Source organism: Petrotoga miotherma DSM 10691 (assembly GCF_002895605.1).
GTDB classification, from domain to species: Bacteria; Thermotogota; Thermotogae; order Petrotogales; family Petrotogaceae; genus Petrotoga; species Petrotoga miotherma.
In genome coordinates, this window is record NZ_AZRM01000036.1 from 18,810 (window position 1) to 42,665 (window position 23,856).

23 protein-coding genes and 1 tRNA gene are annotated in these 23,856 nt (G+C 35.2%); 15 read left to right on the forward strand and 9 right to left on the reverse strand.

Annotation, left to right across the window (positions count from 1 at the left end; translation table 11 throughout):
* The first annotated feature begins 41 nt into the window (after positions 1-41).
* The 13 genes from X928_RS07250 to X928_RS07310 all read left to right on the forward strand — a co-directional run bounded on the left by X928_RS07250 (position 42) and on the right by X928_RS07310 (position 10,357).
* Entirely contained in the window at positions 42-749 is a 708-nt protein-coding gene (locus X928_RS07250; protein ID WP_103079138.1) for a hypothetical protein, read from the forward strand.
* Positions 750-769: 20 nt separating this feature from the next.
* Entirely contained in the window at positions 770-1,426 is a 657-nt protein-coding gene (locus X928_RS07255; protein WP_103079139.1) for an N-glycosylase/DNA lyase, read from the forward strand.
* Between the two features lie 109 nt (positions 1,427-1,535).
* A complete protein-coding gene (locus X928_RS07260; RefSeq protein ID WP_103079140.1) occupies positions 1,536-1,772 on the forward strand; it encodes an FmdB family zinc ribbon protein in 237 nt (78 codons plus the stop codon).
* A 39-nt stretch (positions 1,773-1,811) separates the two neighbouring features.
* Positions 1,812-1,887, forward strand: a tRNA-Lys gene (locus X928_RS07265).
* 196 nt (positions 1,888-2,083) lie between these two features.
* Positions 2,084-2,611 carry a translation initiation factor IF-3 gene (gene infC / locus X928_RS07270; protein ID WP_103079141.1) on the forward strand — a complete coding sequence of 176 codons (528 nt, stop codon included), beginning with the start codon at positions 2,084-2,086 and terminating at the stop codon, positions 2,609-2,611.
* A 34-nt stretch (positions 2,612-2,645) separates the two neighbouring features.
* Complete coding sequence (locus tag X928_RS07275; protein WP_211286498.1) at positions 2,646-2,843, forward strand: large ribosomal subunit protein bL35; 198 nt, start codon at positions 2,646-2,648, stop codon at positions 2,841-2,843.
* Positions 2,844-2,884: 41 nt separating this feature from the next.
* The gene (gene rplT, locus X928_RS07280) at positions 2,885-3,250 is read left to right on the forward strand and encodes a 50S ribosomal protein L20 (protein WP_103079143.1); all 366 of its coding nucleotides are present in this window, start codon (positions 2,885-2,887) and stop codon (positions 3,248-3,250) included.
* 185 nt (positions 3,251-3,435) lie between these two features.
* Positions 3,436-4,041, forward strand: a complete 606-nt coding sequence (gene cysC, locus X928_RS07285; RefSeq protein ID WP_103079144.1) for an adenylyl-sulfate kinase — start codon at positions 3,436-3,438, stop codon at positions 4,039-4,041.
* A gap of 259 nt (positions 4,042-4,300) precedes the next feature.
* On the forward strand, positions 4,301-5,455 hold the full coding sequence (gene sat / locus X928_RS07290; protein ID WP_103079145.1) for a sulfate adenylyltransferase: 1,155 nt from the start codon (positions 4,301-4,303) through the stop codon (positions 5,453-5,455).
* A gap of 84 nt (positions 5,456-5,539) precedes the next feature.
* Positions 5,540-7,270, forward strand: a complete 1,731-nt coding sequence (locus X928_RS07295; protein ID WP_103079146.1) for an ABC-ATPase domain-containing protein — start codon at positions 5,540-5,542, stop codon at positions 7,268-7,270.
* 359 nt (positions 7,271-7,629) lie between these two features.
* On the forward strand, positions 7,630-7,899 hold the full coding sequence (locus X928_RS07300) for a metal-sensing transcriptional repressor (protein WP_103077007.1): 270 nt from the start codon (positions 7,630-7,632) through the stop codon (positions 7,897-7,899).
* A 17-nt stretch (positions 7,900-7,916) separates the two neighbouring features.
* Positions 7,917-10,136 (forward strand): heavy metal translocating P-type ATPase, encoded by a 2,220-nt coding sequence (locus X928_RS07305; RefSeq protein WP_103079147.1) that lies wholly within the window; start codon positions 7,917-7,919, stop codon positions 10,134-10,136.
* A gap of 11 nt (positions 10,137-10,147) precedes the next feature.
* Complete coding sequence (locus X928_RS07310) at positions 10,148-10,357, forward strand: heavy-metal-associated domain-containing protein (protein WP_103079148.1); 210 nt, start codon at positions 10,148-10,150, stop codon at positions 10,355-10,357.
* A 56-nt stretch (positions 10,358-10,413) separates the two neighbouring features.
* Here the strand turns inward: X928_RS07310 and X928_RS07315 are convergent, their stop codons facing one another.
* The 5 genes from X928_RS07315 to X928_RS07335 form a co-directional block, all read right to left on the reverse strand.
* A complete protein-coding gene (locus tag X928_RS07315; RefSeq protein ID WP_103079149.1) occupies positions 10,414-11,400 on the reverse strand; it encodes an aldo/keto reductase in 987 nt (328 codons plus the stop codon).
* 82 nt (positions 11,401-11,482) lie between these two features.
* Positions 11,483-12,412, reverse strand: coding sequence for a diacylglycerol/lipid kinase family protein (locus X928_RS07320; RefSeq protein ID WP_103079150.1), 930 nt, complete (start codon positions 12,410-12,412; stop codon positions 11,483-11,485).
* A 214-nt stretch (positions 12,413-12,626) separates the two neighbouring features.
* Positions 12,627-13,466, reverse strand: a complete 840-nt coding sequence (locus X928_RS07325) for a carbohydrate ABC transporter permease (RefSeq protein ID WP_103079151.1) — start codon at positions 13,464-13,466, stop codon at positions 12,627-12,629.
* 16 nt (positions 13,467-13,482) lie between these two features.
* Complete coding sequence (locus tag X928_RS07330) at positions 13,483-14,355, reverse strand: carbohydrate ABC transporter permease (protein ID WP_103079152.1); 873 nt, start codon at positions 14,353-14,355, stop codon at positions 13,483-13,485.
* A gap of 94 nt (positions 14,356-14,449) precedes the next feature.
* The gene (locus tag X928_RS07335; RefSeq protein WP_103079153.1) at positions 14,450-15,763 is read right to left on the reverse strand and encodes an ABC transporter substrate-binding protein; all 1,314 of its coding nucleotides are present in this window, start codon (positions 15,761-15,763) and stop codon (positions 14,450-14,452) included.
* A 219-nt stretch (positions 15,764-15,982) separates the two neighbouring features.
* Here X928_RS07335 and X928_RS07340 point away from each other — a divergent pair, with 219 nt between their 5' ends.
* Positions 15,983-19,051 (forward strand): alpha-mannosidase, encoded by a 3,069-nt coding sequence (locus X928_RS07340; protein ID WP_103079154.1) that lies wholly within the window; start codon positions 15,983-15,985, stop codon positions 19,049-19,051.
* Between the two features lie 38 nt (positions 19,052-19,089).
* Here X928_RS07340 and X928_RS07345 read toward each other — a convergent pair whose 3' ends face one another.
* The 4 genes from X928_RS07345 to X928_RS07360 are packed head-to-tail and all read right to left on the reverse strand — an operon-like array spanning position 19,090 to position 23,224.
* Positions 19,090-20,826, reverse strand: coding sequence for an NADH-dependent [FeFe] hydrogenase, group A6 (locus X928_RS07345; RefSeq protein WP_103079155.1), 1,737 nt, complete (start codon positions 20,824-20,826; stop codon positions 19,090-19,092).
* Between the two features lie 27 nt (positions 20,827-20,853).
* Positions 20,854-22,311, reverse strand: coding sequence for an NADH-ubiquinone oxidoreductase-F iron-sulfur binding region domain-containing protein (locus X928_RS07350; protein ID WP_103079156.1), 1,458 nt, complete (start codon positions 22,309-22,311; stop codon positions 20,854-20,856).
* Between the two features lie 13 nt (positions 22,312-22,324).
* Entirely contained in the window at positions 22,325-22,699 is a 375-nt protein-coding gene (locus X928_RS10440; protein ID WP_103079157.1) for a (2Fe-2S) ferredoxin domain-containing protein, read from the reverse strand.
* A 15-nt stretch (positions 22,700-22,714) separates the two neighbouring features.
* Entirely contained in the window at positions 22,715-23,224 is a 510-nt protein-coding gene (locus X928_RS07360) for an NADH-quinone oxidoreductase subunit NuoE family protein (protein ID WP_103079158.1), read from the reverse strand.
* 404 nt (positions 23,225-23,628) lie between these two features.
* Here X928_RS07360 and X928_RS07365 point away from each other — a divergent pair.
* Positions 23,629-23,856: SDR family NAD(P)-dependent oxidoreductase (locus tag X928_RS07365; protein ID WP_146026649.1), on the forward strand; the 228-nt coding region annotated here is incomplete at its 3' end.

The following is a 23,856-nucleotide window of genomic DNA, read 5'->3' on the forward strand; positions in this document are numbered from 1 at the left end:
ATTTTAAAAAACTAATTTAATTACGAAGGGGTGAAATTCATATGATTCCTCCCGATTTAATCAATACCGAGGCTTTTACAAATCTCTATTTATTGTTAGTTAATTCGGTCTATATTTTGTTGCCCTTATCCCTAATACTTTTGCTTTTTTCAAAGATTTCTTTTAAAGTTACTATCTTTCTTTTGGGTGTCTATGCTTCTTATTCCATAGTGATACCTTATTTGCTAAAAATCCCGTTAATTAGTAATTTTGTTCTAACGTTTGGTGATTACAGCTTTTTTATTTATCTGATATTTAGTTTGATCTTCGGTTTTGTATTCTATCATCTGGTTAACATAGCTTTTGTGGTTGGTGGCTTTCTTTTAGGCGGATTGGTTGGCTACTCAATAGGAACTTTTATTATATCTTCAAATGGCGAATGGTTGAATAATCTACCTTTTTCCATTTCTTACATTCCCTGGATAATTTTTGCTATCTTAGGTGTGATTGTTGCGATAATCTTTTCAAAAAATTATCAGTCAATTATTTCGATGATCTCTGTAATATTTGGCGCTTTTATTCTCTCTTTTTACACCATCTATTTATTGGAAAAACACACATCTATAACCATAGGCAATAATTCTTTATTGAATGGATGGGAACAGCTAAGTCAGCCAGAGTTTTTTGGTATCTTTATTTCTCTTATAATATATATGATCATAGGTTTTTATTTAATTGTAAGATCTAACAGAAAAAAAGCTAATAATTAATACATTCTTGGAGGTAATAGATGACCCATTCAAAAATAGCAAAACCTTCAGATCTTTTGGTTAATAAAATAGAAAAACTAAAGCTTACCATCAAGGATGAAGTTGAAAGAAGGTTTGAAGAGTTTAAAGAGATTGGACAAAATGGTGATGAATTGGATTTATTCTGTGAACTATCTTTTTGTATATTAACGGCAAATTGGAGGGCAAAGGGCGGTATAAAAGCACAGAAAATAATCACAAAAGAAGGTTTCGCTTATTATAGCGAAAAGCAATTAATATCAAAATTAAGAGAAGTTGGACATAGGTTCCCAAACACCAGATCACGATACATAGTTGAAAATAGATGGATAATCGGGCGTTTGAAGAACTTGCTTCAAAAAGATATTTCAGAAAGTAGAAGATTTTTGGTTGAAAATATCAAAGGCATAGGTTGGAAAGAAGCTAGCCATTTTTTAAGAAACGTGGGAAGAGAAGACGTCGCTATATTAGATAAGCATATAATGAGAATTATAAAGAATTATAATCTTGTGAAAGAAATACCTAAACCTTCTTGGACAGAGAAAAAGTACACAAAGTTTGAAAAAGAACTCAGAGTTTTATCAAAGATGGTTGGAGAACCATTGGGGAAATTAGATCTATATCTCTGGTATATGGAAACTGGTCAAATAGACAAATAAAAAAACTATTAACATCCATAACATATAAAATTTCATATAAATTTGATATGGTATATTTTGATTATTCGTGATTTTTTGTCAAAAAATACAAAAAGGGGGAAGGATAAAGTTGCCTCTATATAAGTATAAATGTAAAAATTGTGGTTATGAGTTCACTGTTTTGCATTCTATGAATGAAACACCCGAAGTTAAATGTGAACTATGCGGTTCTGAAACTGAAAAGATAATTGGTAACGTGGGAATTTCTTTTAAGGGAGAAGGTTTCTACATCACGGATTCAAGAAAATCCAAATCAAAGTCTTCTTCATCTTCGTCAAGTAAAGAATCAGACCAAATCGCTTCTTGACAAACAAATAGAGTTAAGGTATAATTAAAAAGTGGTATAGGGCCATTAGCTCAGCTGGTAGAGCGACTGACTCTTAATCAGTAGGTCGTGGGTTCGATCCCCGCATGGCCCACCAGAATTTAATATTATATAAAAAATAAAGAGGAAGTCACCCGTAGTTAGCTTCCCACCCCGGGAATAGTCAAAAACCGTCAGGGGTACCAATGTTGAAAAAATGGCTCTTATTTGAGAAAAAGAGAATTTTTTGTATTTTGAAAATAATGGGTGACGCAGGTGTCACCCATTTTTTATCAATTAAATAAGGAAGGTGATTGTATATAAGCGATAAAGTCGCTAAAAACACAGAGATCAGAGCTAGAAAAGTACTGTTAATAGATCAAGATGGAAACAAACTTGGAGAAATGTCAACAAAGGAAGCGTTAAAATTAGCCCAACAATCGGGAGTAGATCTAGTTTTAGTAGCCCCTAAAGCTAAACCTCCGGTTGCTAGAATGATGGATTATGGTAAATATATCTATGAGAAAGAGAAGAAGGAAAAATTAGCGAAGAAAAAACAAAAAAAACAAGTTGTTAAAGAGATGAAATTCAGACTCAGAATCGATGAACATGACTTCAACACCAAATTGAAAAAGATAAGGGAATTTTTAGAAGATGGCCATAAAGTAAGAGTAGTAATTATGTTTTTAGGTAGAGATATACTTTTTAAAGAGAAAGGCAGGGAAATACTTGACAAAGTGGTGTCTATGACATCCGATATAGCGAAAGTTTCCAGAGGGGCAAAATTATTGGGTAAAGATATGGATATTATTCTAGAACCAGTCAAAGAAGACCAAAAATAAGTAATCTATATTCTAAAAATCAGGAGGAATCAAGATGCCTAAATTAAAAACAAAAGGTTCAGCAAAAAAAAGGTTTAAAGTCACTAAAAGCGGGAAAATTCTACGACATAGAAATAATGTAGGGCATAATACAGGCTTCAAGAAAAGCAGTCATATGAGAAGACTTAAAAAAGAGGTTGAAGTACCTAGGGAAATAGTGGATAAAGTTAAGAAATCCATCGGATTAAAATGATGATTTGAATTAAACTTAAGTTAAAAAGGAGTGTATAGAATATGAGAATTAAACGAGCTGTTTCTTCTCGCAAAAAAAAGAAAAAATATTTGAAAGCAGCCAAAGGATACACAGGAGCGTTGAGTAGACGCTATTCATTAGCAAAACAACAGTATTATAAATCCGGAAAATATTCTTATGCAGGTAGAAAAAACAAAAAAAGAGATTATAGAAAACTTTGGATAACACGAATCAACGCTGCCGCAAGAGCGGAAGGCTTGAAGTATAATGAGTTAATTCATGGTTTGAAATTGGCCAACGTCGACATAAACAGAAAAATGCTTTCTGAACTTGCTGTAAACGATCCAGAGGGGTTCAATGAATACGTGAATATTGCTAAGCAATCTCTAGCTGAAAGCGTACAATAACTACAAAAGGGCGAATACACTCGCCCTTCTTTTTTTATCCACAGCCAGTTTTACTTTCCATTTTAACATAATCCCCGCATATGTTCTAATACCTTAACTTGACTGTGCCCTCTGATTGGAGTATAATCTTCTTGACAGAGTGCTTTTATTAAGAATTATCAATAAAGCTTTTGGGAGGTATAAAAGTGGAGAGAAAAAAGAGTGAGAATGTAGTATGGCATGCGGGGAAGGTAAAAAAAGAAGACAGAGAAAGATTTTTAGGGCAAAAGGGAGTAATCCTTTGGTTTACTGGGTTATCTGGATCCGGAAAATCGACTATAGCACATGATTTGGAAGAAAGATTGTTGAAAATGGGAAAGTTGTCGTATGTTTTGGATGGAGACAACATCAGACACGGTTTAAATGGTGATTTAGGATTCTCCCCAGAAGATAGGGAGGAAAATATTAGAAGGATAGGAGAAGTTGCAAAGTTATTCTCTGATCTTGGGATAATTACAATGACAGCCTTCATTTCCCCATACAAAAAAGATAGGCAGAGGGTAAGAGAGTTAGTAAAAGATGGAGAATTCATAGAGATATACGTAAAATGTCCACTTGATGAATTGAAAAACCGGGATCCAAAGGGTATGTACGAAAAGGCGATGAAAGGCGAAATAAAAAATTTCACAGGGATTTCAGCTCCCTACGAAGAGCCTGAGAATCCTGAGTTAATTTTGAATACCGATGTAGAAAGCATAGATGAATCGGTTGAAAAGGTTATTGAATATCTGAGAAACAATGATATCATTTGAAGAAAGTTTGATAGGTCTGATTGAGCCCTCCTACCTGCTGGATTAGGATTCGCAGGTTACTTCCTTAGAGGGTGAGGAGCAGGGGGAAGGGCGCTAAAACAAGTTTTATGAATAAGACTTTGACCTTAAAAGGGTCACAGGGCGGAGCCCTCCCCCGCCAGGGTCTAAGGGACCGCAGGTCCCTTCCATAGAAGGGTGGGGAGCGGGGTGAAGGGGCGTTAAAAAAGCTTTATGATTAAAAACTATGGAGGTCTAAAAAATGATTGAGCCACACGGTGGAAAATTGATCAACAAAATAGCTACCGAAGAAGAAAAAAAAGAATGGTTAAAAAGATCGAAAGAGTTAAAAAGTATAAGTGTATCTTATTTTGATCTATCTGAGTTAGAAAACATTGCAACTGGACTATTCAGCCCATTAGAAGGGTTTATGACAAAAGAAGATTACGATTCTGTTTTAGACAACATGAGGTTATCTAATGGAACGGTATGGTCCATTCCTATAATTCTATCGGTAAAAAAAGAGATTGCAGACGAACTAAAAGTGGGAGAAGATGTATTGATAAAGAACCAAGAAGATTCAAAAGAGTACGCGATACTACATCTTCAAGACAAGTTTGAAAGAAGAAAAGAAGAAGAGGCACTGAAAGTTTACAAAACACAAGACAAAGCCCATCCTGGGGTGAAGTTTTTATACGAGCAAGGAGAGATAGCATTAGGTGGAGAGATTACCTTACTCAACAGGATAGAGCACGAAAACTTTCAAGAGTTCAGGCTCGATCCAAAAGATACAAGAAAGTTATTCTCTGAAAAGGGATGGAAAACAATAGTAGCCTTTCAAACGAGAAATCCCATACACAGGGCACACGAATATTTGCAGAAAACAGCGCTTGAAATCGTCGATGGTTTGTTCTTAAACCCATTGGTGGGAAAAACAAAAAAGGAAGATATCCCCTCCGATGTGAGGATGAAATCCTACGAAGTTATACTGGACAAGTATTACCCAAAAGAAAGGGTATTTTTAGGGGTGTTTCCTGTTAACATGAGATACGCCGGACCAAAAGAAGCTATCTTTCATGCTATATGTAGAAAGAACTATGGATGTACACACTTTATTGTAGGAAGAGACCATGCAGGTGTTGGAAATTACTATGGAACTTACGAAGCTCAAGAGATATTTGACCAGTTTAAACCCGAAGAGATAGGGATAGTGCCACTAAAATTTGAACACGCGTTTTATTGCACCAAGTGTGAAAATATGGCTACGGCAAAAACATGTCCACACGGAAAAGAAGATCATGTGTTCCTTAGTGGGACAAAGGTGAGGGAAATGCTTTCAAAAGGAGAAAAACCACCAAAAGAATTCACAAGAGCCGAGGTTGCAGAAATACTGATGAAATACTATATGGGTAAATGATTTAGTTAATCTTTAGATAAAATATTAGATTGTTGAAAAATATACAAGGCGTCTGTATAAGGCGCCTTTTTTGGGGGTTTGAAGATGCAAAACAAGGATAAATTAAAAAAGACACTCAAAAATATTAATGGAAGAGGGTATAAGGCTTATAAACAGATACAGTCAAACTGGTATGATTTTGGCTATTACAAGTTAGGGATACCTTACGTACAAGGAGATCCTTTTGCCAGTCCTTCCAGCATTCTAATTAGAATAGACCAGCAAGTAACAAATTTTCCAGCCTGGTTCTGGGAAAATAAGATAAGACGAATGGCAGTGACTGATTTTTTAACCAGACTAATTGAGCGAGCCATAAAAAAATATAGCAAAGGTCAAAGGGGATCTGGAAAAAGCGGACTGATCGCCATTACTAAGACAGGTCAGGAAGTATTGGAAAGAACCTCTGTTGAGTTTAATAAAGATATGATAGAGGCCCGGCTTAGTTTAGGTTTACCCGCCGCTGGTCGTAGAGTACTGGGCAATGAAGCTTATAAAATGTTTTTTGATGAACTACCTAAAATTATTAATTCTACTCTTTATTATGACAATATTAACTCTTCATCATTGAAAAAACATGTTCAAGTCATTGAGGATCAAGAGACTTTACGAGGCAAATTAGAGGAACAGGGGTTGGTGGCTTTTATTGCAAATGATTCAATTTTACCTAGACAAAGTGGGATTGATGATCGTCCTTTAACTGGCAATAAAGTTGTACATTTTATGTCACCACCAGAATATGAAGTAACTTTTGATCTTCCCCATTTAGGAAAAATTAAAGGTATGGGGGTTAAAGAGGGAATAACCCTTATTGTGGGGGGTGGATACCACGGAAAATCAACTCTACTTAACGCTATAGAAAAAGGGGTTTATAACCACATCCCTGGTGATGGGCGGGAATATGTCGTTACCAGAGAAGATGCTGTTAAGATAAGAGCCGAAGATGGCAGAAGAATTGAAAAGGTTGATATTAGTCCCTTTATTAATAATTTACCTCAGGGTGAAACAACAACAGATTTTTGCACCGAGAATGCTAGTGGAAGTACTTCCCAGGCTGCCAATATTATAGAAGCCCTAGAGATAGGTACTAAACTATTATTAATTGATGAAGATACATGTGCTACTAATTTTATGATTAGAGATTCCCGAATGCAAAGGTTGGTTACTAAAGATAAGGAACCTATTACTCCTTTCATTGATAAAGTCAAAAGCTTATATACTGATTATAAAGTCTCTACTGTGATCGTAGTTGGAGGAGCTGGAGATTACTTTGATGTTGCAGATCATGTGATCATGATGGATGAATATAGACCTAAGGATGTAACAGATCTGGCACACAAGATTGCAATAGAGCTTCCTACCCAGCGAAAAGAGGAAAGTTCTGATAAATTTGGTCGAATTTGTCGTAGGGTTCCCGACCCTGATAGTATTAACCCTAAGCGGGGAAATAAATTCAAAGTTAAAGCCTCAAGCAAAGATGTTATTCATTTTGGTAGAAACAATATTGAATTGAGTAACCTTGAGCAGCTTTTAAATAGAGAACAGGCTAAAACAATTGGTTATATCCTTGTCTTTGCTTTACAGAAAGGAATCATAGATGGCCAGAGTTCATTGGGAGATATATTGAATAAAATCTTCAATATTTTAGAAAAAGAAGGACTTAAAATTATCTCCCCTTTTAACTACCCTGATGGTGATTATGTAAAACCAAGACCGTACGAGGTAGGGGCAGCTTTAAACAGGTTGCGAACTCTTAAAGTGAAAAGAGTAGAAATCTAATTAATAGAGGATGAAAAATGACTTAGCTGTTTTCTAGTTAAAATATTGGATTGTTGAAAAATATAAAAGGCGTCTGCATAAGGCGTCTTTTTTATTGGTTTGGATTTTTATAGTATATTTTGTGAAACAATAATAGGCCTTTCACCAAAACCATAACTTTGTGGTGTAGTACTTACTTACTTTAGAGTTACTTACTCACGAGTTAGTAACTCATGAGTAAATGATCTAATTTATATTATTTTAATAAGTTTTAAAGATTTTGTGTCCCATAAAAAGGAATAATTAATTTGACCGTAATAAAAATAGATTATAATTTTCATACCCTCCCCTGGTGGGATGGATAAAAAGGAGGCGATTTTATGAAACACGAAAAGGCTCTTAGAAAACTTAAAACAGCACGCGGACAGATTGATGCAGCCATAAAAATGATTGAAGAAGAGAGATACTGTATCGACATATCTAAGCAATTGTTAGCCACAATTTCTCTTTTAAAAAATGCTCACTCTGAAATATTGAAAAAACACATAGAAACATGTGTGAAAGATGCAACGTCTTCTAAAGATCCCGAAGAAATCAATATAAAATTAGAAGAACTTGAAGAGGTTTTCGATTATCTCAAAAAAACGTAGAAAAGGTGGTGCACTATATGAGTGAAGTCAAAGAAAAATCGTTAGAACCATCAAATTCTCAAGAAAAATTTGCCCAAAATAATAAAGTATCTTTCAGTGTTCAGGGGATGACCTGCGCTACATGTGTAAAAAATGTAGAAAGGGCACTTAAAAAATTAGATGGGGTAAAATATGTCTCTGTCAATTTAGCCACAGAAAAAGCTGTATTAATATCACAAGAAGCTATTCCAATGAATAAAATCAAAAAGGCTGTATCAGACGTTGGATACAAAGTTTCTGAAGAAATACCTACCGAGGATTTGATAGAAAAGAGATTCAAAGAATCTCGAAAAGATATGTATATTTCAGTAGGTATCACGATTCCTCTTATGATTCTTATGATCTTAAATATGAGCGGGTTGCATATTCCTTTTATGCTATTCATTGAATTAATCGGTGGTGCAGCAACAATCTTCATACCAGGTAGAAAAACTTTAAAAAGTGCTTGGATAGCTTTATCTCATCTTCATACCAATATGGATACATTAGTTTCCCTTGGAGCTATTTCCGCTTGGGCGACTACAGTTTTAGCAATTATTGGTTTAGATATCCTTTCTTTTGGAACTATTGCATCTATGCTTATTACCCTGAATCTGGTAGGTAGATACATTGAAGCAAGGATGAAACATAGTGCTTCAAGAGAAATAAAGCTTCTTCTTTCGATGAAAGTTGACAAAGCGAATGTAATTACTGATCAGGGAGTGGTTGAATTACCCATAGAGACAGTCAAAATAGGTGACTTAATACTGGTGAGGCAAGGTGAAAAAATCCCTTTAGATGGTACTATCGTAGAAGGACAAGCTTCCATAAACGAATCTATGATAAGCGGTGAACCACTACCTGTATTAAAAGGCGAGAAGGATCCTGTAGTGAGTGGAACGATAGTCGAATCAGGGCTTTTAAAAATAAAAGTGGAAAAAGTTGGAGAAGACACATTCCTAAATCAAATGATCAAACTTGTAGAAGAAGCTCAATCCTCTAAAGTACCTATTCAAGCTCTGGCTGACAGAATAACCTTGTATTTTATACCGACGGTTTTTTCTTTAGCTGTCTTAAGCGGCATGCTTTGGTTTTTCCAATATGAAACATTCCAACCTTTTTTGATTAACGCTTCAAATGTCATTCCTTGGGTTCTTACAGGAGCTGGACCACTATCTACCGCAATTTTTTCGTTTGTTGCCACTCTTGTTATAGCGTGTCCATGTGCACTTGGCTTAGCAACACCTATGGCCCTTGTGGCTGCAAGTTCTGTATCTGCCAAAAAAGGATTGATAATAAAAAATGGAGAAGCCATCCAAACAGCTAAAGATATAGATACAATTCTCATGGACAAAACTGGAACCTTAACTAAAGGTCAACCTTCAGTTATTGAACATAATTTAGATGATGAAACATTTTTGATCATTTCAGAAATAGAGAAAAATTCTACTCACCCATTGGCTAAGGCGATAGTCGAATATGCACAAGAACATATTAAAAATCAGAACGTCGAAATCGAAGGAATAGAGGAAATAACAGGCAAAGGAATCGTTGGGACATACAAAAACAATGAATACTATATAGGTAAACCACGTGATGCAAAACCCTACCAAGAATTTATGGAAAACGCAGAGACGGTAATAGAAGTAAGCAAAAATGAAAAAATTGTTGGCTACATAAGAATCGCTGATGCGATTAAAAGCGATGCCGTAGAAGCTATAAAAAAATTAAAAGAAATGGGAATGGAACCCATAATGGTAACAGGTGACAACGAAAACACTGCCAGAGCTGTTGCTAAAAAGGTTGGAATTGATAGGGTATTTGCAAATATATCGCCTCAAAATAAAGTAGAAATAGTCAGAAAATATCAGATAGAAGGGAAAAAGGTCGGAATGATAGGCGATGGAATAAACGATGCTGCAGCATTAAAATCATCTGATATGGGTATTGCAATAGGTAACGGGACAGATTTGGCAATAGAATCAGCGGATGTAATAATAAGTCAGGGCGAAATTTCAAAAGTTATAGATGCAATAAAGATATCTGAAATAACCTTTAAAAAAATCAAGCAAAACTTATTCTGGGCTTTCTTCTACAATATTATTGCAATACCTTTGGCAATGATTGGAATCCTTCACCCAGCCATAGCAGAGATTGCCATGTTATTTAGTTCCATAAACGTAATTTACAATTCAAGTCGGATTACAAAAAAACTTTAGGAGGTTAAACAATGAAATACGTATTTGATGTTCCAGATATGTCTTGTGAACATTGCAAGATGAACATAGAAAAGCAATTGAAGTCTTCGGGCATTGTGCAAAATTTCAACGTTGATTTAGAAAACAAAAAAGTAGAAGTTGAAACATTTCAAGAACCAGAAAAAATAGAAAACTTATTGAATGAAATAGGTTATCCTCCAAAATTGGTAAGACAGGAATAATTTGTCAAAAAGCAGGAGCCCTTGTGGCTCTTGCTTATATCATTAAAACTCTTAATCTATCTTTCATTTGCAGATCTTATAAATCTATATGGATATTTTTCTTCCAACTTGCTAACTTCATTCAGTTCGTTTAACTCTTGTTGAGTTAAATTCCAACCTGCAGCTCCCATATTATCTTTTATTTGTTCTAAAGTCCTTGCCCCGAGGATAGGAATGATATTTTGTGAAATAATCCAATTTAATGCCACTTGAGGAACTGTTTTGTTACGATTTTTAGATATTTCCTCTAACTTACCCAGTATTTTAAAGTTTTTTTCTGTTGCTCTTTTATTCCAAGCTTCTTCCCAATCATTGCTGGCTTTAGCGATCCTTCCTTCTTTTGGTTTTTCTCCGGCTTTGTATTTTCCACTCAAGAAGCCCCCTCCTAAAGGCCCCCAAGCCATTATACTTAACCCCTCTGATTGGCAAACCGGTACAACTTCCATCTCGATATCTCTGACAACTAAGCTATATTGCATCTGCACAGAAATTATTTTCTCATATCCGTAAACTTCGGACGTTCTAAGAGCTTTTTCTATTTGCCATCCTGAATAATTAGATATGCCTATATATCTAACATATCCTTTTTTTACTAGATAGTCCAAAGCAGACATTGTTTCTTCGATCGGTGTGAAATCATCCCAACAATGTATTTGATAAAGGTCTATATAGTTTGTTTGGAGCCTTTTCATACTATCTTCAACAGCTTTTAATATATTTTCCCTTGAAGCTCCTCTGTTATTAGGACCTTCACTAGTTGGGAAGAAAGCTTTTGTTGCTAGAACAATTTCATCCCTGATTCCTTTAAGCGCTCGCCCAAGTATTTCCTCCGATCTTCCCTCTGCATATACATTTGCAGTGTCTATGAAATTTCCTCCATTTTTTAAATAATAATTTAAAATCTTAACAGATTCTTCTTCGTTTGCTTCCCTTCCAAACGTCATAGTTCCCAGAGATACCTCAGAAACTTTTAAACCGCTAGCCCCTAAATTTATATATTTCATACCTCGAAATCTACCTCCTCCATTAAATTTTTTTCTATTATTTTCATATTTTTTTGCAGCAGACTAATCAATGCTCTATTGATCAACCACTTAAAACCTTTAGTCTTTGCGGGAAAATTTCAAAATACAAAGGAGAGTGGCCTAAAGATTCACCATCTGCCTCTAAATACAGCTTTTCTTTGGACGTAATTTCTATAGATTTTCCTCTAAAGGTTTTCACAGCTTGATGATTTATAAATGAGCCATCATATATTTTTCTTAGATTTGCTAAAATTGTACCAACAGATATCTTATCAACCACAGTTATATCGAAAAGTCCATCGTCGTATTTTGCCTTAGGTGTTAACATCATTCCTCCTCCACTGTATCTACAAATCCCAACATTCAAGGTTAAAGCCTGATTCTCATACACCTTTTTTCCATCAATTTTGATTTCAACATAGGGATCCTCGAATGAGAATAAAACGCTGAACAAAATCAAAGAATAGGAAAGCTTGCCAAACAATCTTTTTTTACTTTTATTTGCCCTATAGGTGACTTCTGCGTCAAACCCCATTCCTGCAACATTCACAAAATATCTTGTTTTTTCAACACCTTTTTGAATATAACTAACCTTACCAACATCTTGTAATATAAAATTGTCTTTCTGTAAATTAATTACCGCCTCTTCAAAATTAGTAGGTATACCGACGCTTTTTCCCCAATCGTTACCAGAGCCAGATCCGATAGAACCAACTGATATTTCGATTGGATCGATAATATCCTGCAACATTATTGCGTTAACAATTTCGTTTACCGTTCCATCTCCACCCACAGAAACTATTTTTTTATACCCTTTTTTGATCCCTTCCAGTGCCAAATTAAAACCATCGTAAGGTTTTTTGGTGAATAGATAATCAAATTCTATCTTTTTCTTTTCCAAAATAGGATAGATATTTTTTGTCCATACTTTTAGGGCTTTACCACCACCTGCCGCAGGATTAACTATGAATAGTATTTTAACTTCTTCCACAACAGTAGATCTCCTTTACTTTGAATAACTATATCAATCACTATATAATTTACTATATTTGACCAACTGATTCAAGAAAACCGATTAAAATCCTTAAATTCCTTTAATTCTTTTTAAATTTTATCATAAAATTAACTAAACAAGAAAATAAGACCAAAAAACCCCTTTTGGGGTTTTGTTGGTTAATTAATTATTTAATTTTTTAAAATCTACTTTATTCCTTAAGCCCGCTATTTACCAGACTTTTTACAAACAAATCTTGAAGTAGAAAAAATATTATGAGGGTAGGTAAAGCAACCAACAATGTCCCTGCCATTATTACACCCCAATTATTACTGGACTCTCCTGAGATCATCATTTTCACACCAACCTGCACCGTCCTCATGTTGTCTTGCATGGTAACTATCAAAGGCCAAAGATACATATTCCATGCATAAACAAAATTAATAATAGCCGCTCCAGCGATCATTGGTCCAGATAAGGGTATAAGCACCTTGAAAAAATATTGCATAGCTGAAGCACCATCTATTTTTGCTGCATCCTCTAAAGAGCGAGGGATTGTCATAAAATGTTGCCTAAATAGAAAGGTGTTGGTGGCAGACGCGGTAAAAGGTATTATCAATGCCCAGTAAGTGTTAACCCAACCAAGATTTGACATCAGCATAAACAAAGGTAAAATCATTACAGTTTCAGCAGGCAAAAATAAAGTTACAAAGAGGGTGGAAAACAATATGTTCTTTCCTTTAAATCGAAAAGAAGAAAAGGCATAAGCAGCCAATGTTCCTGTTATTAACTTTCCTAATGTTGTAAATGATGCCACAAGCAAAGAATTAAACATCATTCTGCCCATTGGAACGAGGTCCATCGCCGCTATGTAATTTTTAAAATTGATACTTGAAGGAAAAAACTTAGGTGGATAAGAAAAAATCTCCGTTGGTTCCATAAAACTCATGGAAATTGCCAGTATAAAAGGTAAAAACATGAAAAATGATACAATTATTAACCCTAATTCCACAAAAATATAATTCGCTTTTTCTCTGGTAGATTTCCTCATTATTGCTTGACTCCCTTCATTGATAATGAACCCTTTTCTCACCGAATCTGAAATAAAGAAAGGTGATAAATGACATAATAATAAATAGAACAACACTTTCTGCAGCTGCTAAACTTGTTTTTTGGAAAAAGAACGCGTCTTGATATAGTTTGTAAATTAAGGTTGTGGTGCTTCCTAAAGGGCCTCCTCTTGTCATAATGTCAATGATCCCAAAAGATTGAAACATTCCATTGGTAATATTCATGATAACTAAGTAAAATGTAATGGGAGAAAGCATAGGAAATTTTATTTTCCACATCCTTTGCCACACGTTCGCTCCATCAATAAGAGAACTCTCTATTATTGATTCCGATATGGACTGTAACCCCGCAAGATAAAATATAATCGAAAAAGGCAGCATCTTCCAAACACTGGAAACTATAATTGAAATTAAGGCATATGGCACTTGATTTAACCAATTAATACTTTCTCCTGTAATTCTTGACAAAATATAATTCACATGCCCTGCTACTGGGTTCAACATAAAGGTCCACAATGCTCCTCCGATTGTAAAGGAAATAACATAAGGAACAAAAATTAAAGTTCTATAAATTCTTACCCCAAAGACCTTATTATCTAGTAATTGTGCAATAAGGTAACCTAAAATAACGACTATTATTACCGTTGTAACTATATATATAAATGTAACCTTTAAAGCTTCCCAATATGCCTCATTTTCAAAAAGCTTAATGTAGTTGTCAACACCAGCAAATATCCTCTTATCGCCAAAAGGTGATATTTTGTAAAAACTCATTAGAAAGGAGTTAATTGCTGGCCAATATATAAAAAGGGCAATAATTATTAGTGTAGGTGCAAGCAAAAGATAAGGTGTGTATTTTCCCCACTTCATATTTTATTTCCTCCTAAAATCCAAGGAAGAAAATTCTTCCTTGGATTAATAACATTTGAAATTATAGAATTATCTTAGAGTGGTTATTGATAGGTTATTGATAGAATTCGTTATATTCTTGGATTAATTCTGTCACTTGGTTTTCAGCCCAACTCAATGCCTCTTCAGGTGTCATTTGCCCATCAACCATTCTCTCATATGCTATTTCTATAGTCTCTCGGGTTTCAGGGAATACTCCAATAATCGCTCCAGCTGAGTTGAAATCTCTTTTAGCTAACAATAGTTGTAACAACGAAGTGAAGTAATTTGGGTTCTCGGCATAAAACTCTTCATAGTGCAACCTTTGAATGGCATCTTTTCTTACTGGGAAATACCCTGTACCTTGGTGCCATCTTATTTGTTGATCTTCACGATTGACAAACTTCATAAATTCCCAGGCAGCTTTTGTTTCTTCATCTGGGTGTCCGGCTATCAACCATAAGCTTGCTCCACCAATAACTGGACCTCCACTGACACTTATATCCGGAACAGGCAAAAAGGCTGTACCTAACTCGTAGCCATTACTTTCTAACCCTTCTTGAAAAACCTTTACATCAGATGTGGAAAAGAAATTCATAGCTGCTCTGCCTGAGACAAAATTTTGTCCAGCAGCGTTCCAATCTTCCCTAGCTGTGTTAAGAATTAAACCTTCTTCGTTCAACTGATCAAACAGTTCAAATATTTTTAAACCTGCTTCACTATTGAAAACAGCCTCTGTTGCTCTGGCGGTTCTTCCGTTATCGTTGTTAACAAGTGGTGCATCAGCGGCAGCCATAAGTTGTTCAATTATCCATGAATGGGTGGGCCAAGTTAAACCGTATTGAACAGTAGTTCCATTTGAGTCTTTCTTTGTTAAAATTCTGGAGTATTCTAACAGTTCTTCGTAGGTTTGAGGAGGTCTATTTGGGTCTAAGCCTGCCTCTTCAAAGAGTGTTTTGTTGTAATACAACAAAGCGGTAGATGAATTGAAAGGCATAGAGTACAACTTTCCATCAACTTTGTAGTAATTTAATATTGGTTCCAACAAAACACCTACATCATAAGAATCGTCTTGATCAAGTAAATCTTGCACAGGAACGATAACTCCGCTGTCTATCATCAGTCTTGTACCTATTTCGTAAATCTGAACTATGTGTGGTGCGTTCCCAGATTGTACCGCTGCAACAAGCTTATTCAACGTTTCAGGATAACTTCCTGAATATTGCGCATTTACATTTATGTCTGGATAAGCCTCTTCAAAATCACTCACAATATCTTCGATCAAAGCTATCCTGTCTCCACTCATCGCATGCCAAAATTCTATGGTAACAGGAAAAGACAAAACACCTAACAAAGAAACCATAAATACAAACATAACCAACCTTTTCACAAAACTCACCTCCAATAAATTTTTGAAACTATTTAAACACTATACTTAACAAGTTTTTGTACTTCAATAGTACTTTATTTTTATTTGTGAAATATAAGGAAGTATAAAGTTTTATTAAGCGATAGATACTTTCAAAGTTCTTTTCTTGTTTTTTACTATTTTCTCTAGTAAGTTGTGTTATCATTAATTGAAACGCTATCTGGGAGGTCAAAACAAAACATGTTAGAAAACATAACCAAAAAAAAGTTAGAAAATGGATTAAGAGAAGTTAAAAAATTACAAACGCTTAGTATTCTCGAAATTCCACAAATGGAATACTTTGAAGACAAAGAAAGAAGATTTAAGCCTGAATTCAACGGTTCAATAGACTGGAAAAATATAGAAAATGAGGAAAAGTGGGGAGGATACGATAAGGTATTTTGGTTTAAAAAAAATATTGAGTTACCTGAGAATATTGGTGAAGAAAGGCTTTTTTTGAGGGTTTCTTTGGAAAAAGATGGTGATTTAGACGTTATTCCTGACTATCCTGAATCTTTACTCTTTGTAAATGGTCAATTCGTTCAAGGCATAGACAAATACCATAAAGAGGCCCTAATATCTCCAAAGATTGTACAAGGATATGCATTGAGCATATACTTAAGGTCATGGACTGGCTTGAGAGGGGAATTAAATTATATTTTTTCAGGTTTGGAACTTTACAAAATAGAAAAATATTCACAAAAGTACTATTTCCTAGCAAAGAATATTCTTGACACAATCGATCAACTCGGTGAAAATGATATTGTGAGAGTAAAATTGCTCAATATTTTAAACAAGTCTTACAAAAGAATAAATTTTACAAAACCTCGATCCAAAGAATATTATGAATCAATAAAAGACAGTTATAATTTTTTGCAAGAAGAATTGAAAAAACTGAACAATTTTAAAATGGATTCTCCAAAAGTTGTTTTGACAGGCCATTCTCATATAGATATGGCATGGCTTTGGACAGTTTTACACACAAGAGAAAAAGCACAAAGAACCTTTTCGACGGTTCTCAATCTAATGCAAGAGTATCCAGAATATATATTTATGCACTCTTCTCCGGCATTGTACAAGTTCCTAAAAAATGATTACCCTGAGTTGTATGAAAAAGTAAAGGGAAAAATTAAAGAAGGTAGATGGGAAGCAACTGGTGGTATGTGGATAGAATCTGATTCCAATATTTCTCCAGGTGAGTTTTTGATAAGACAGATACTATTTGGGAAAAGGTTCTTAAAAGAAGAGTTTGGAATTGATTCTAAAGTTGTATGGTTGCCGGACGCATTCGGTTACACATACGCCCTTCCTCAGATAATAAAGAAAAGTGGAATGAAGTACTTCGCTACAACCAAAATAAGCTGGAATGAGATCAACAAATTCCCGTACGATACTTTTTGGTGGAAAGGCATCGATGGGACAAAAATCCTTTCCCATTTTATTACGACTCCAGATAAGAACAATTATTTTTATACCTACAACGGCATGGTGGAACCTTTCACGATAAGGGGGATATGGGATAACTACAAACAAAAAGATATAAACGATGAATTACTTCTTGTCTTCGGTTGGGGAGATGGGGGAGGAGGCCCAACATATGAAATGTTAGAAAATTATGAAGCAATAAAAGAAATCCCAGGTTTACCCCAAGTGGATATGGGAAGAGTAGAAGACTATTTTGCGAAATTGGAAGAAAGAATAAGAGATAAAAATGTCCCAGTTTGGGATGATGAGCTGTACTTCGAATTACATCGAGGTACTTATACTTCACAAGCTTTTGTGAAAAGGGAAAACAGAAAATCAGAAGTATTGTACCATAACGCAGAGTTATTAAATTCTATGGCCATGAATTTATTAAAAGATTTTGACTATCCTAAAAATTCGTTGATCGAAGGTTGGGAACTGTTATTATTAAACCAATTCCACGATATTTTACCAGGTTCCTCAATAAGAGAAGTTTATGAAGACGCAAGAAAGGATTTTGAAAAGATAAAAGGGATAGCCAACAAAGAGGTTGAAAGAGCTATTTCTGTGATTTCAAAGGAAATAAAAAGCGAAGAAGACAGTTTAGTACTATTCAACACCACCGCCTTCGAAAGGGACGAGATTTTAGAGCTAGAAAACGGTAAAAAAACGTTGGTTAGAGGAATCCCCTCTTTTGGCTATAAAAGTATTACGGTATCTAATTTGGAGCAGAAGCAAATTGATGAAAAAATGATTGTAAAAGAAGATTACATTGAAAACAGATACTATATAATTGAATTCAACAAAAAAGGGCAGATTATGAGGTTATACGATAAAGAAAATAAAAGGGAAGTATTGGAAGAAGGAAAATTGGGAAATGTACTACAAGCCTTCGAAGATAAACCTTACTTTTTTGATGCATGGGACATTTCCCCTTATTTCAACGAAAAGATGAAAGAAGTTACAGATTTAATCGAAGCAAAAGTGGAGGAAGTAAATCCTTTAAAGGGCGTTTTAAAATTCTCGTGGAGGTTTTATGACTCAACTATCAAACAAAGAGTCATCGTATACAACCACACAAGAAGGATCGATTTTGATACGCACGTTGATTGGAAAGAAAGACAAGTTTTACTAAAAACAGCTTTTCCTGTTAATATAAGGAGCACAAAAGCCACCTACAACATACAATTTGGGAACATAGAAAGAAGTACGACCAACAACACCAGTTGGGATATAGCAAAGTTTGAAGTCCCTGCACAGAAGTGGGCGGATCTTTCAGAAACAAATTACGGAGTTTCACTATTAAACGATTGTAAACATGGATACGATATAAAAGAAAACGTTATGAGACTCACTCTTCTCAGATCACCAATCGAACCCGATGAAACCGCTGATAGAACAGAACATATATTCATTTACTCTCTTTTACCACACGCTGGAACATGGAGAGATTCACAAGTAATACAAGAATCATACAAATTGAACTACCCTGTCATAGTTAAAAAGCTAGAAAAAAACGAAGACGGAAGTCTTCCTGATAATTTTTCTTTTATAAAGATTAGCGATCCCGATGTGGTAATTGAAACCATTAAAAAAGCAGAAGATGATGACTCTGTACTTGTTAGACTTTTTGAAGATAAAGGAAGCAGAAAAAGTGAAGTGGAAATAGAATTTTTTAGAAGTATAAAAAAAGCGGTTGAATGTAATTTAATTGAACAAGAGGAAAAAGAACTTGCCTTTAAAGATAATAAAATCGTATTCAATATAACTCCTTACGAAATAAAAACCTTTAAAGTGTGGATTTAATTTAAAGAAAAGGCGGATTTTCTCCGCCTTTAGTTTTTTTAAAGCCATTCTCTTTCCATATAATGCGTATGCAATAATTGATGTGATTTTTCGCTTCCAGGTTTTTCCAAATATTCGTTGTATAGTCTAACAATTGATGGGTTTTCATGGGACTTTCGAATTATCTTTGATTTGTCAACAACATTCAAAGCATCTATTCTCTTTTTAATAACGTTGAGATCACCATGATGGTATGGTTGGCCACCGCCTCCAACACATCCGCCTGGACAAGCCATAATTTCGATTAAATGCAATTCTATCTTACCAGATTGAACATCTTCTAAAAGCTTTCGTGCATTACCCAAGCCATAAGCAACTCCCACTCTTAATTTTTTCCCATTTAATTCTACTTCCGCAACTCTTATAGATTCATACCCGTGAAGCTGTTCAAATTCAACTGCTTTTAACTCGTTTCCAGTAATCCATTCATAAGCAGTTCTTAAAGCCGCCTCTGCAACTCCACCTGTTCTTCCAAAGATAGCCGCAGCGCCTGTGGATTCTCCTAAAGGGCTGTCGTACTCCCTTTCTGGGACAGCTTTGAAATTAATTCCTGCTTCTTTGATCATTTTTGCCAGTTCCCTGGTAGTCAATACATAATCAACATCCCTGTATTCAGGCGAAGTATTTATTTCTTCTCGAGCTGCTTCATATTTTTTTGCCAAACAAGGCATTATAGATACAACGGTTATATTTTTTGGATCAACATTATTTTTTTGTGCATAATAACTTTTTGCTATTGCCCCAAACATCTGTTGAGGGGACTTGGCAGAAGAAGGCATCTCAAGCAAATCAGGGAATTGATGTTCGATAAATTTAACCCATCCAGGACAACAAGAGGTCAACATAGGTAAAAAACCTCCATTTTCTAACCTTTCTTTGAACTCAGTGGCTTCCTCCATTATTGTTAAATCTGCTCCAAAATTGGTATCGAAGACCTTATCAAAACCCATTAGTTTTAAAACACCAACCATCTTCCCAGTAGAAATAGTTCCAGGTTCGTAACCGAATTCTTCCGCTAAGGCTACTCTCACTGCAGGAGCGGTTTGAACTACAACATGTTTCTCTTCATTCTCCAATTCTTTCCATACTTCATCTATGTAAGATCTCTCAACTAACGCACCGGTAGGACAGACAGCCGCGCATTGTCCACAGAATGTACAGGTTGTTTCTTCTAAAGGCAAGTCAAAAGAAGGTTTGACAACGGCGCCAAAACCTCTGTCTATTGCTGAGAGAACACCAACCGTTTGAAAATCGTTACACATGGTTTCGCATCTTCTGCACATAATACATTTGTTAGGATCCCTAATTATTGCTGCAGAGATATCTTGATCGTAATTAGATGTCTTCCCAAAGTAAGGATTGTTCACAACGTGCAGTTCAGCAGCAATTTTTTGTAGTTCGCAATCACCATTTTTTGGACATTTTAGACAATCTTGTGGATGATCGGATAGCAACAATTGAACAGCTGTTCTTCGAGCTTCTACCGCCATTCTCGAATGTGTCTTTATTTTAATTCCTTCAAACACTGGTGTTGTACAAGCAGGAGCCAAAGTTCTTCTTCCCTCTATTTCAACCATACAGACTCGACATGAAGAAGGCTTATTTTCTATATTGACATCCTTTAAGTTCATATAACAAAGTGTTGGTATATAGCCTCCAAATTTTTGAACAGCCGTTAAGACGGTATCCTTTTCGGAAGCCTCAAATTCATTGCCATTTATATATACTTTAGGCATTTATTATTTCCCTCCTAACCAAAAAATTTATACTATTTTTATTGCGTTGAATCTACATGTTGAGTAGCAAGATCCACATTTTATACACTTTTCTTGTTCAATCGTATGAGGTTTTCTTAATTCTCCTAGTATCGCTTCAGTTGGACATACCCTTGCACAAGCCGTACAACCCGTACAATCATCTGGAATTATTTCGTACCTTATCAAATTCTTACATATTCCAGCTCGACAGTTTCTGTCCAATATATGTTCTTTATATTCTTCTTCAAAATACGTATAAGTAGAGAGTATCGGATTTGGGGCGGTTTGCCCTAAACCACATAAAGAGCCATTTTTTACCACATTAGCCAAAGATACCATGTAATCAAGATCTTCCATTTTAGCATTCCCAGAAGTTATTTTTTCAAGCATTTCTAAAAGCCGTACGTTTCCTACTCGACAAGTAGTACACTTACCGCAGGATTCATCAACTGTAAATTGAAGATAGAATTTTGCAACATCGACCATACAAGTATCTTCATCCATAACAATCATTCCACCAGAACCCATCATCGAACCCAACTCTTGAAGGCTATCGTAATCTATAGGGGTATCCAAGTATTCTTCAGGAATACATCCTCCCGAAGGACCTCCGGTTTGAACCGCTTTGAACCTTTTATCTCCTTTGATCCCTCCACCTATATCAAAGATTATATCTCTCAAAGTTGTACCCATTGGAACTTCAACAAGACCAACATTCTTAACATCCCCTGCAAGTGCAAACACTTTCGTACCTGGAGAATTTTCTGTTCCGTATTGTTTGAACCAGTCGGCGCCATTGAGTATTATAGGCGCTATATTTGCAAGTGTTTCAACGTTGTTTATCAAAGTCGGCTTTTTCCATAAACCACTATTAGCAGGAAAAGGAGGCTTGTTTGTAGGCTCCCCACGAAAACCTTCTATCGAATGGATCAAAGCGGTCTCTTCTCCACAGACGAAAGCTCCTGCTCCCAGTCTGATATCTATATCAAAAGAAAAATTACTTCCTAAAATATTTTCTCCAAGCAATCCATAATTTTTAGCTTGTGAAATACCTACCTTTAGTCTTTCAACAGCCAAAGGATATTCGGCTCTTATGTAAATAATCCCTTTCTGGGCACCAATTGCGTATCCAGCTATAGCCATACCTTCTAACACGGAATGAGGGTCACCCTCTAATACAGATCTATCCATAAATGCTCCCGGATCACCTTCATCTGCGTTACATACTACGTATTTTTCGTCTCCTTTAGCTTGCATGGCGAATTTCCATTTCAAACCGGTTGGAAACCCACCACCACCTCTACCTCTCAAATTTGAATCTAAAACCGTTTGAACTACCTCTTCCCTTTTCAATTTAAGAGCTTTTGCTAAGGCTAAATAACCATTATTTTTTAAATAATCTTCTATATTTTCAGGATCGATATTTCCTGCGTTCCTTAAAACGATTCTTACTTGTTCAGGCATCGTTTTACCTCCCTCAAATTGCTTTTTTATGGGTTTCTTCTATTATCAATTCTTCGGCGATTTTTCCCTCTACTAAATGAGTTTTAACAAGATCTTTTACTTTCGCTTTCGTAACGTTACCATACAATACTGGTTCTTTGCCTGGTTCATTAACTTCTACTGTTGGCTCAGCATAGCAGTATCCTAAACAACCTGTCTTAATAACTTCAATGTTTTCTAAGTTTTCTTCTTCTATCTTTTTTAGAAGCTCTTCGTATGTTTCATCGGATCCAGCTGAGATTCCACAAGTTCCTAGAGCAACTTTTAATACAATTTTATTTTTATTCTCTTTTTCTTTGAGTTCATTTATCAACGATTCTAATTGCTCTAAACTCTTTAATTTAGGCATAGAAAAACCCTCCTATCAACTATTTTTCTCTTTGGCTCTATAATCTCGAATTATTCTTCTTACATCGTTTCTTTTGAGTCTTCCATGTACTTTTTCCCCTATTTTTACAACAGGTGCCAAACCACATGCACCTAAACATCTAACGGGATGAATGGAAAATAATCCATCCTCGGTTACCTCTTCTTCTTCAACATTTAAAATCTTTTTGAATTCGTCTAAGAGTTCATTTGCTCCGCCTACGTAGCAAGCTGTTCCTAGGCATACGCTTATAGGATACTTGCCTTTAGGCTTTGTGGTGAAAAAGTTATAAAAAGTTACAACACCATAAACTTGAGAAGATGAGACCTTCAATCTTTGGGCCACTAATTTTTGTACTTCATTGGGAATATATCCTAGATTTTCTTGAACTTTATGCAAAACTTCAATTAGTAAACTTCTTCTTTCTTCTTCAGTTTTATCGTTCAAATCGATTGAATCAAGATAAGTTTCCACGTCTTTTAATTTGCTCTCAAGAAGTTCTTCCATTTATTTACCTCCCCGCATAATTAGGTTTTATTATACATATAGCGCCCTTTCACCCTGTTTCTTTCACCTGATAAAAGTTAAAAAAATCACTAACAATATATCCGAGTGATTATACCATTTTTAATCATTTGGTAATTTAATAAAATATAAAATATTTTTTACTATTCATAAATCGAACCAAGATAATTTCAAAACTCTACCCAACTAGCGCCCTTATAATGTGAATTTTTGAAGGTTATTGATTTTATCTATCCCTGAAGTGGCAAAGATTTATTTTTATTATTTTAACATAAATAATATCTCTTTTAAAAATACATATGGTACAATTTGATGGTAGTGAAATTGGTTCTTTTATTTTAGATGGATTGTGAAAATATTCACATCATAAAGGAGGGATACATAGTATGGCAGGAAGATTGGAAGGAAAAGTCGCTATTATTACAGGAGCCGCAAGAGGAATGGGAAAAGCTGAAGCTGAACTCTTTGCAAAAGAAGGTGCAAAGGTTGTTGTTGCTGATATTTTAGACAACGAAGCTAAAGATGTAGCAGATAAAATTAACAAAGATGGATACGAAGCAATTGGGGTGAAACTCGACGTTGCAAAAGCTGATGACTGGAAAAAAGTTGTTGAT

Excerpts from the sequence above, each read along its gene's own strand:
- X928_RS07275 (WP_211286498.1), top strand. The coding sequence starts at position 2,646 with ATGCCTAAATTAAAAACAAAAGGTTCAGCAAAAAAAAGGTTTAAAGTC.
- X928_RS07340 (WP_103079154.1), top strand. The coding sequence starts at position 15,983 with ATGTTAGAAAACATAACCAAAAAAAAGTTAGAAAATGGATTAAGAGAA.
- X928_RS07325 (WP_103079151.1), bottom strand. The coding sequence starts at position 13,466 with ATGAGGAAATCTACCAGAGAAAAAGCGAATTATATTTTTGTGGAATTA.
- rplT (WP_103079143.1), top strand. The coding sequence starts at position 2,885 with ATGAGAATTAAACGAGCTGTTTCTTCTCGCAAAAAAAAGAAAAAATAT.
- X928_RS07350 (WP_103079156.1), bottom strand. The coding sequence starts at position 22,311 with ATGCCTGAACAAGTAAGAATCGTTTTAAGGAACGCAGGAAATATCGAT.
- X928_RS10440 (WP_103079157.1), bottom strand. The coding sequence starts at position 22,699 with ATGCCTAAATTAAAGAGTTTAGAGCAATTAGAATCGTTGATAAATGAA.
- sat (WP_103079145.1), top strand. The coding sequence starts at position 4,301 with ATGATTGAGCCACACGGTGGAAAATTGATCAACAAAATAGCTACCGAA.
- X928_RS07250 (WP_103079138.1), top strand. The coding sequence starts at position 42 with ATGATTCCTCCCGATTTAATCAATACCGAGGCTTTTACAAATCTCTAT.
- X928_RS07305 (WP_103079147.1), top strand. The coding sequence starts at position 7,917 with ATGAGTGAAGTCAAAGAAAAATCGTTAGAACCATCAAATTCTCAAGAA.
- X928_RS07255 (WP_103079139.1), top strand. The coding sequence starts at position 770 with ATGACCCATTCAAAAATAGCAAAACCTTCAGATCTTTTGGTTAATAAA.
- X928_RS07295 (WP_103079146.1), top strand. The coding sequence starts at position 5,540 with ATGCAAAACAAGGATAAATTAAAAAAGACACTCAAAAATATTAATGGA.
- X928_RS07345 (WP_103079155.1), bottom strand. The coding sequence starts at position 20,826 with ATGCCTAAAGTATATATAAATGGCAATGAATTTGAGGCTTCCGAAAAG.
- X928_RS07300 (WP_103077007.1), top strand. The coding sequence starts at position 7,630 with ATGAAACACGAAAAGGCTCTTAGAAAACTTAAAACAGCACGCGGACAG.
- X928_RS07310 (WP_103079148.1), top strand. The coding sequence starts at position 10,148 with ATGAAATACGTATTTGATGTTCCAGATATGTCTTGTGAACATTGCAAG.
- X928_RS07360 (WP_103079158.1), bottom strand. The coding sequence starts at position 23,224 with ATGGAAGAACTTCTTGAGAGCAAATTAAAAGACGTGGAAACTTATCTT.
- X928_RS07315 (WP_103079149.1), bottom strand. The coding sequence starts at position 11,400 with ATGAAATATATAAATTTAGGGGCTAGCGGTTTAAAAGTTTCTGAGGTA.
- X928_RS07330 (WP_103079152.1), bottom strand. The coding sequence starts at position 14,355 with ATGAAGTGGGGAAAATACACACCTTATCTTTTGCTTGCACCTACACTA.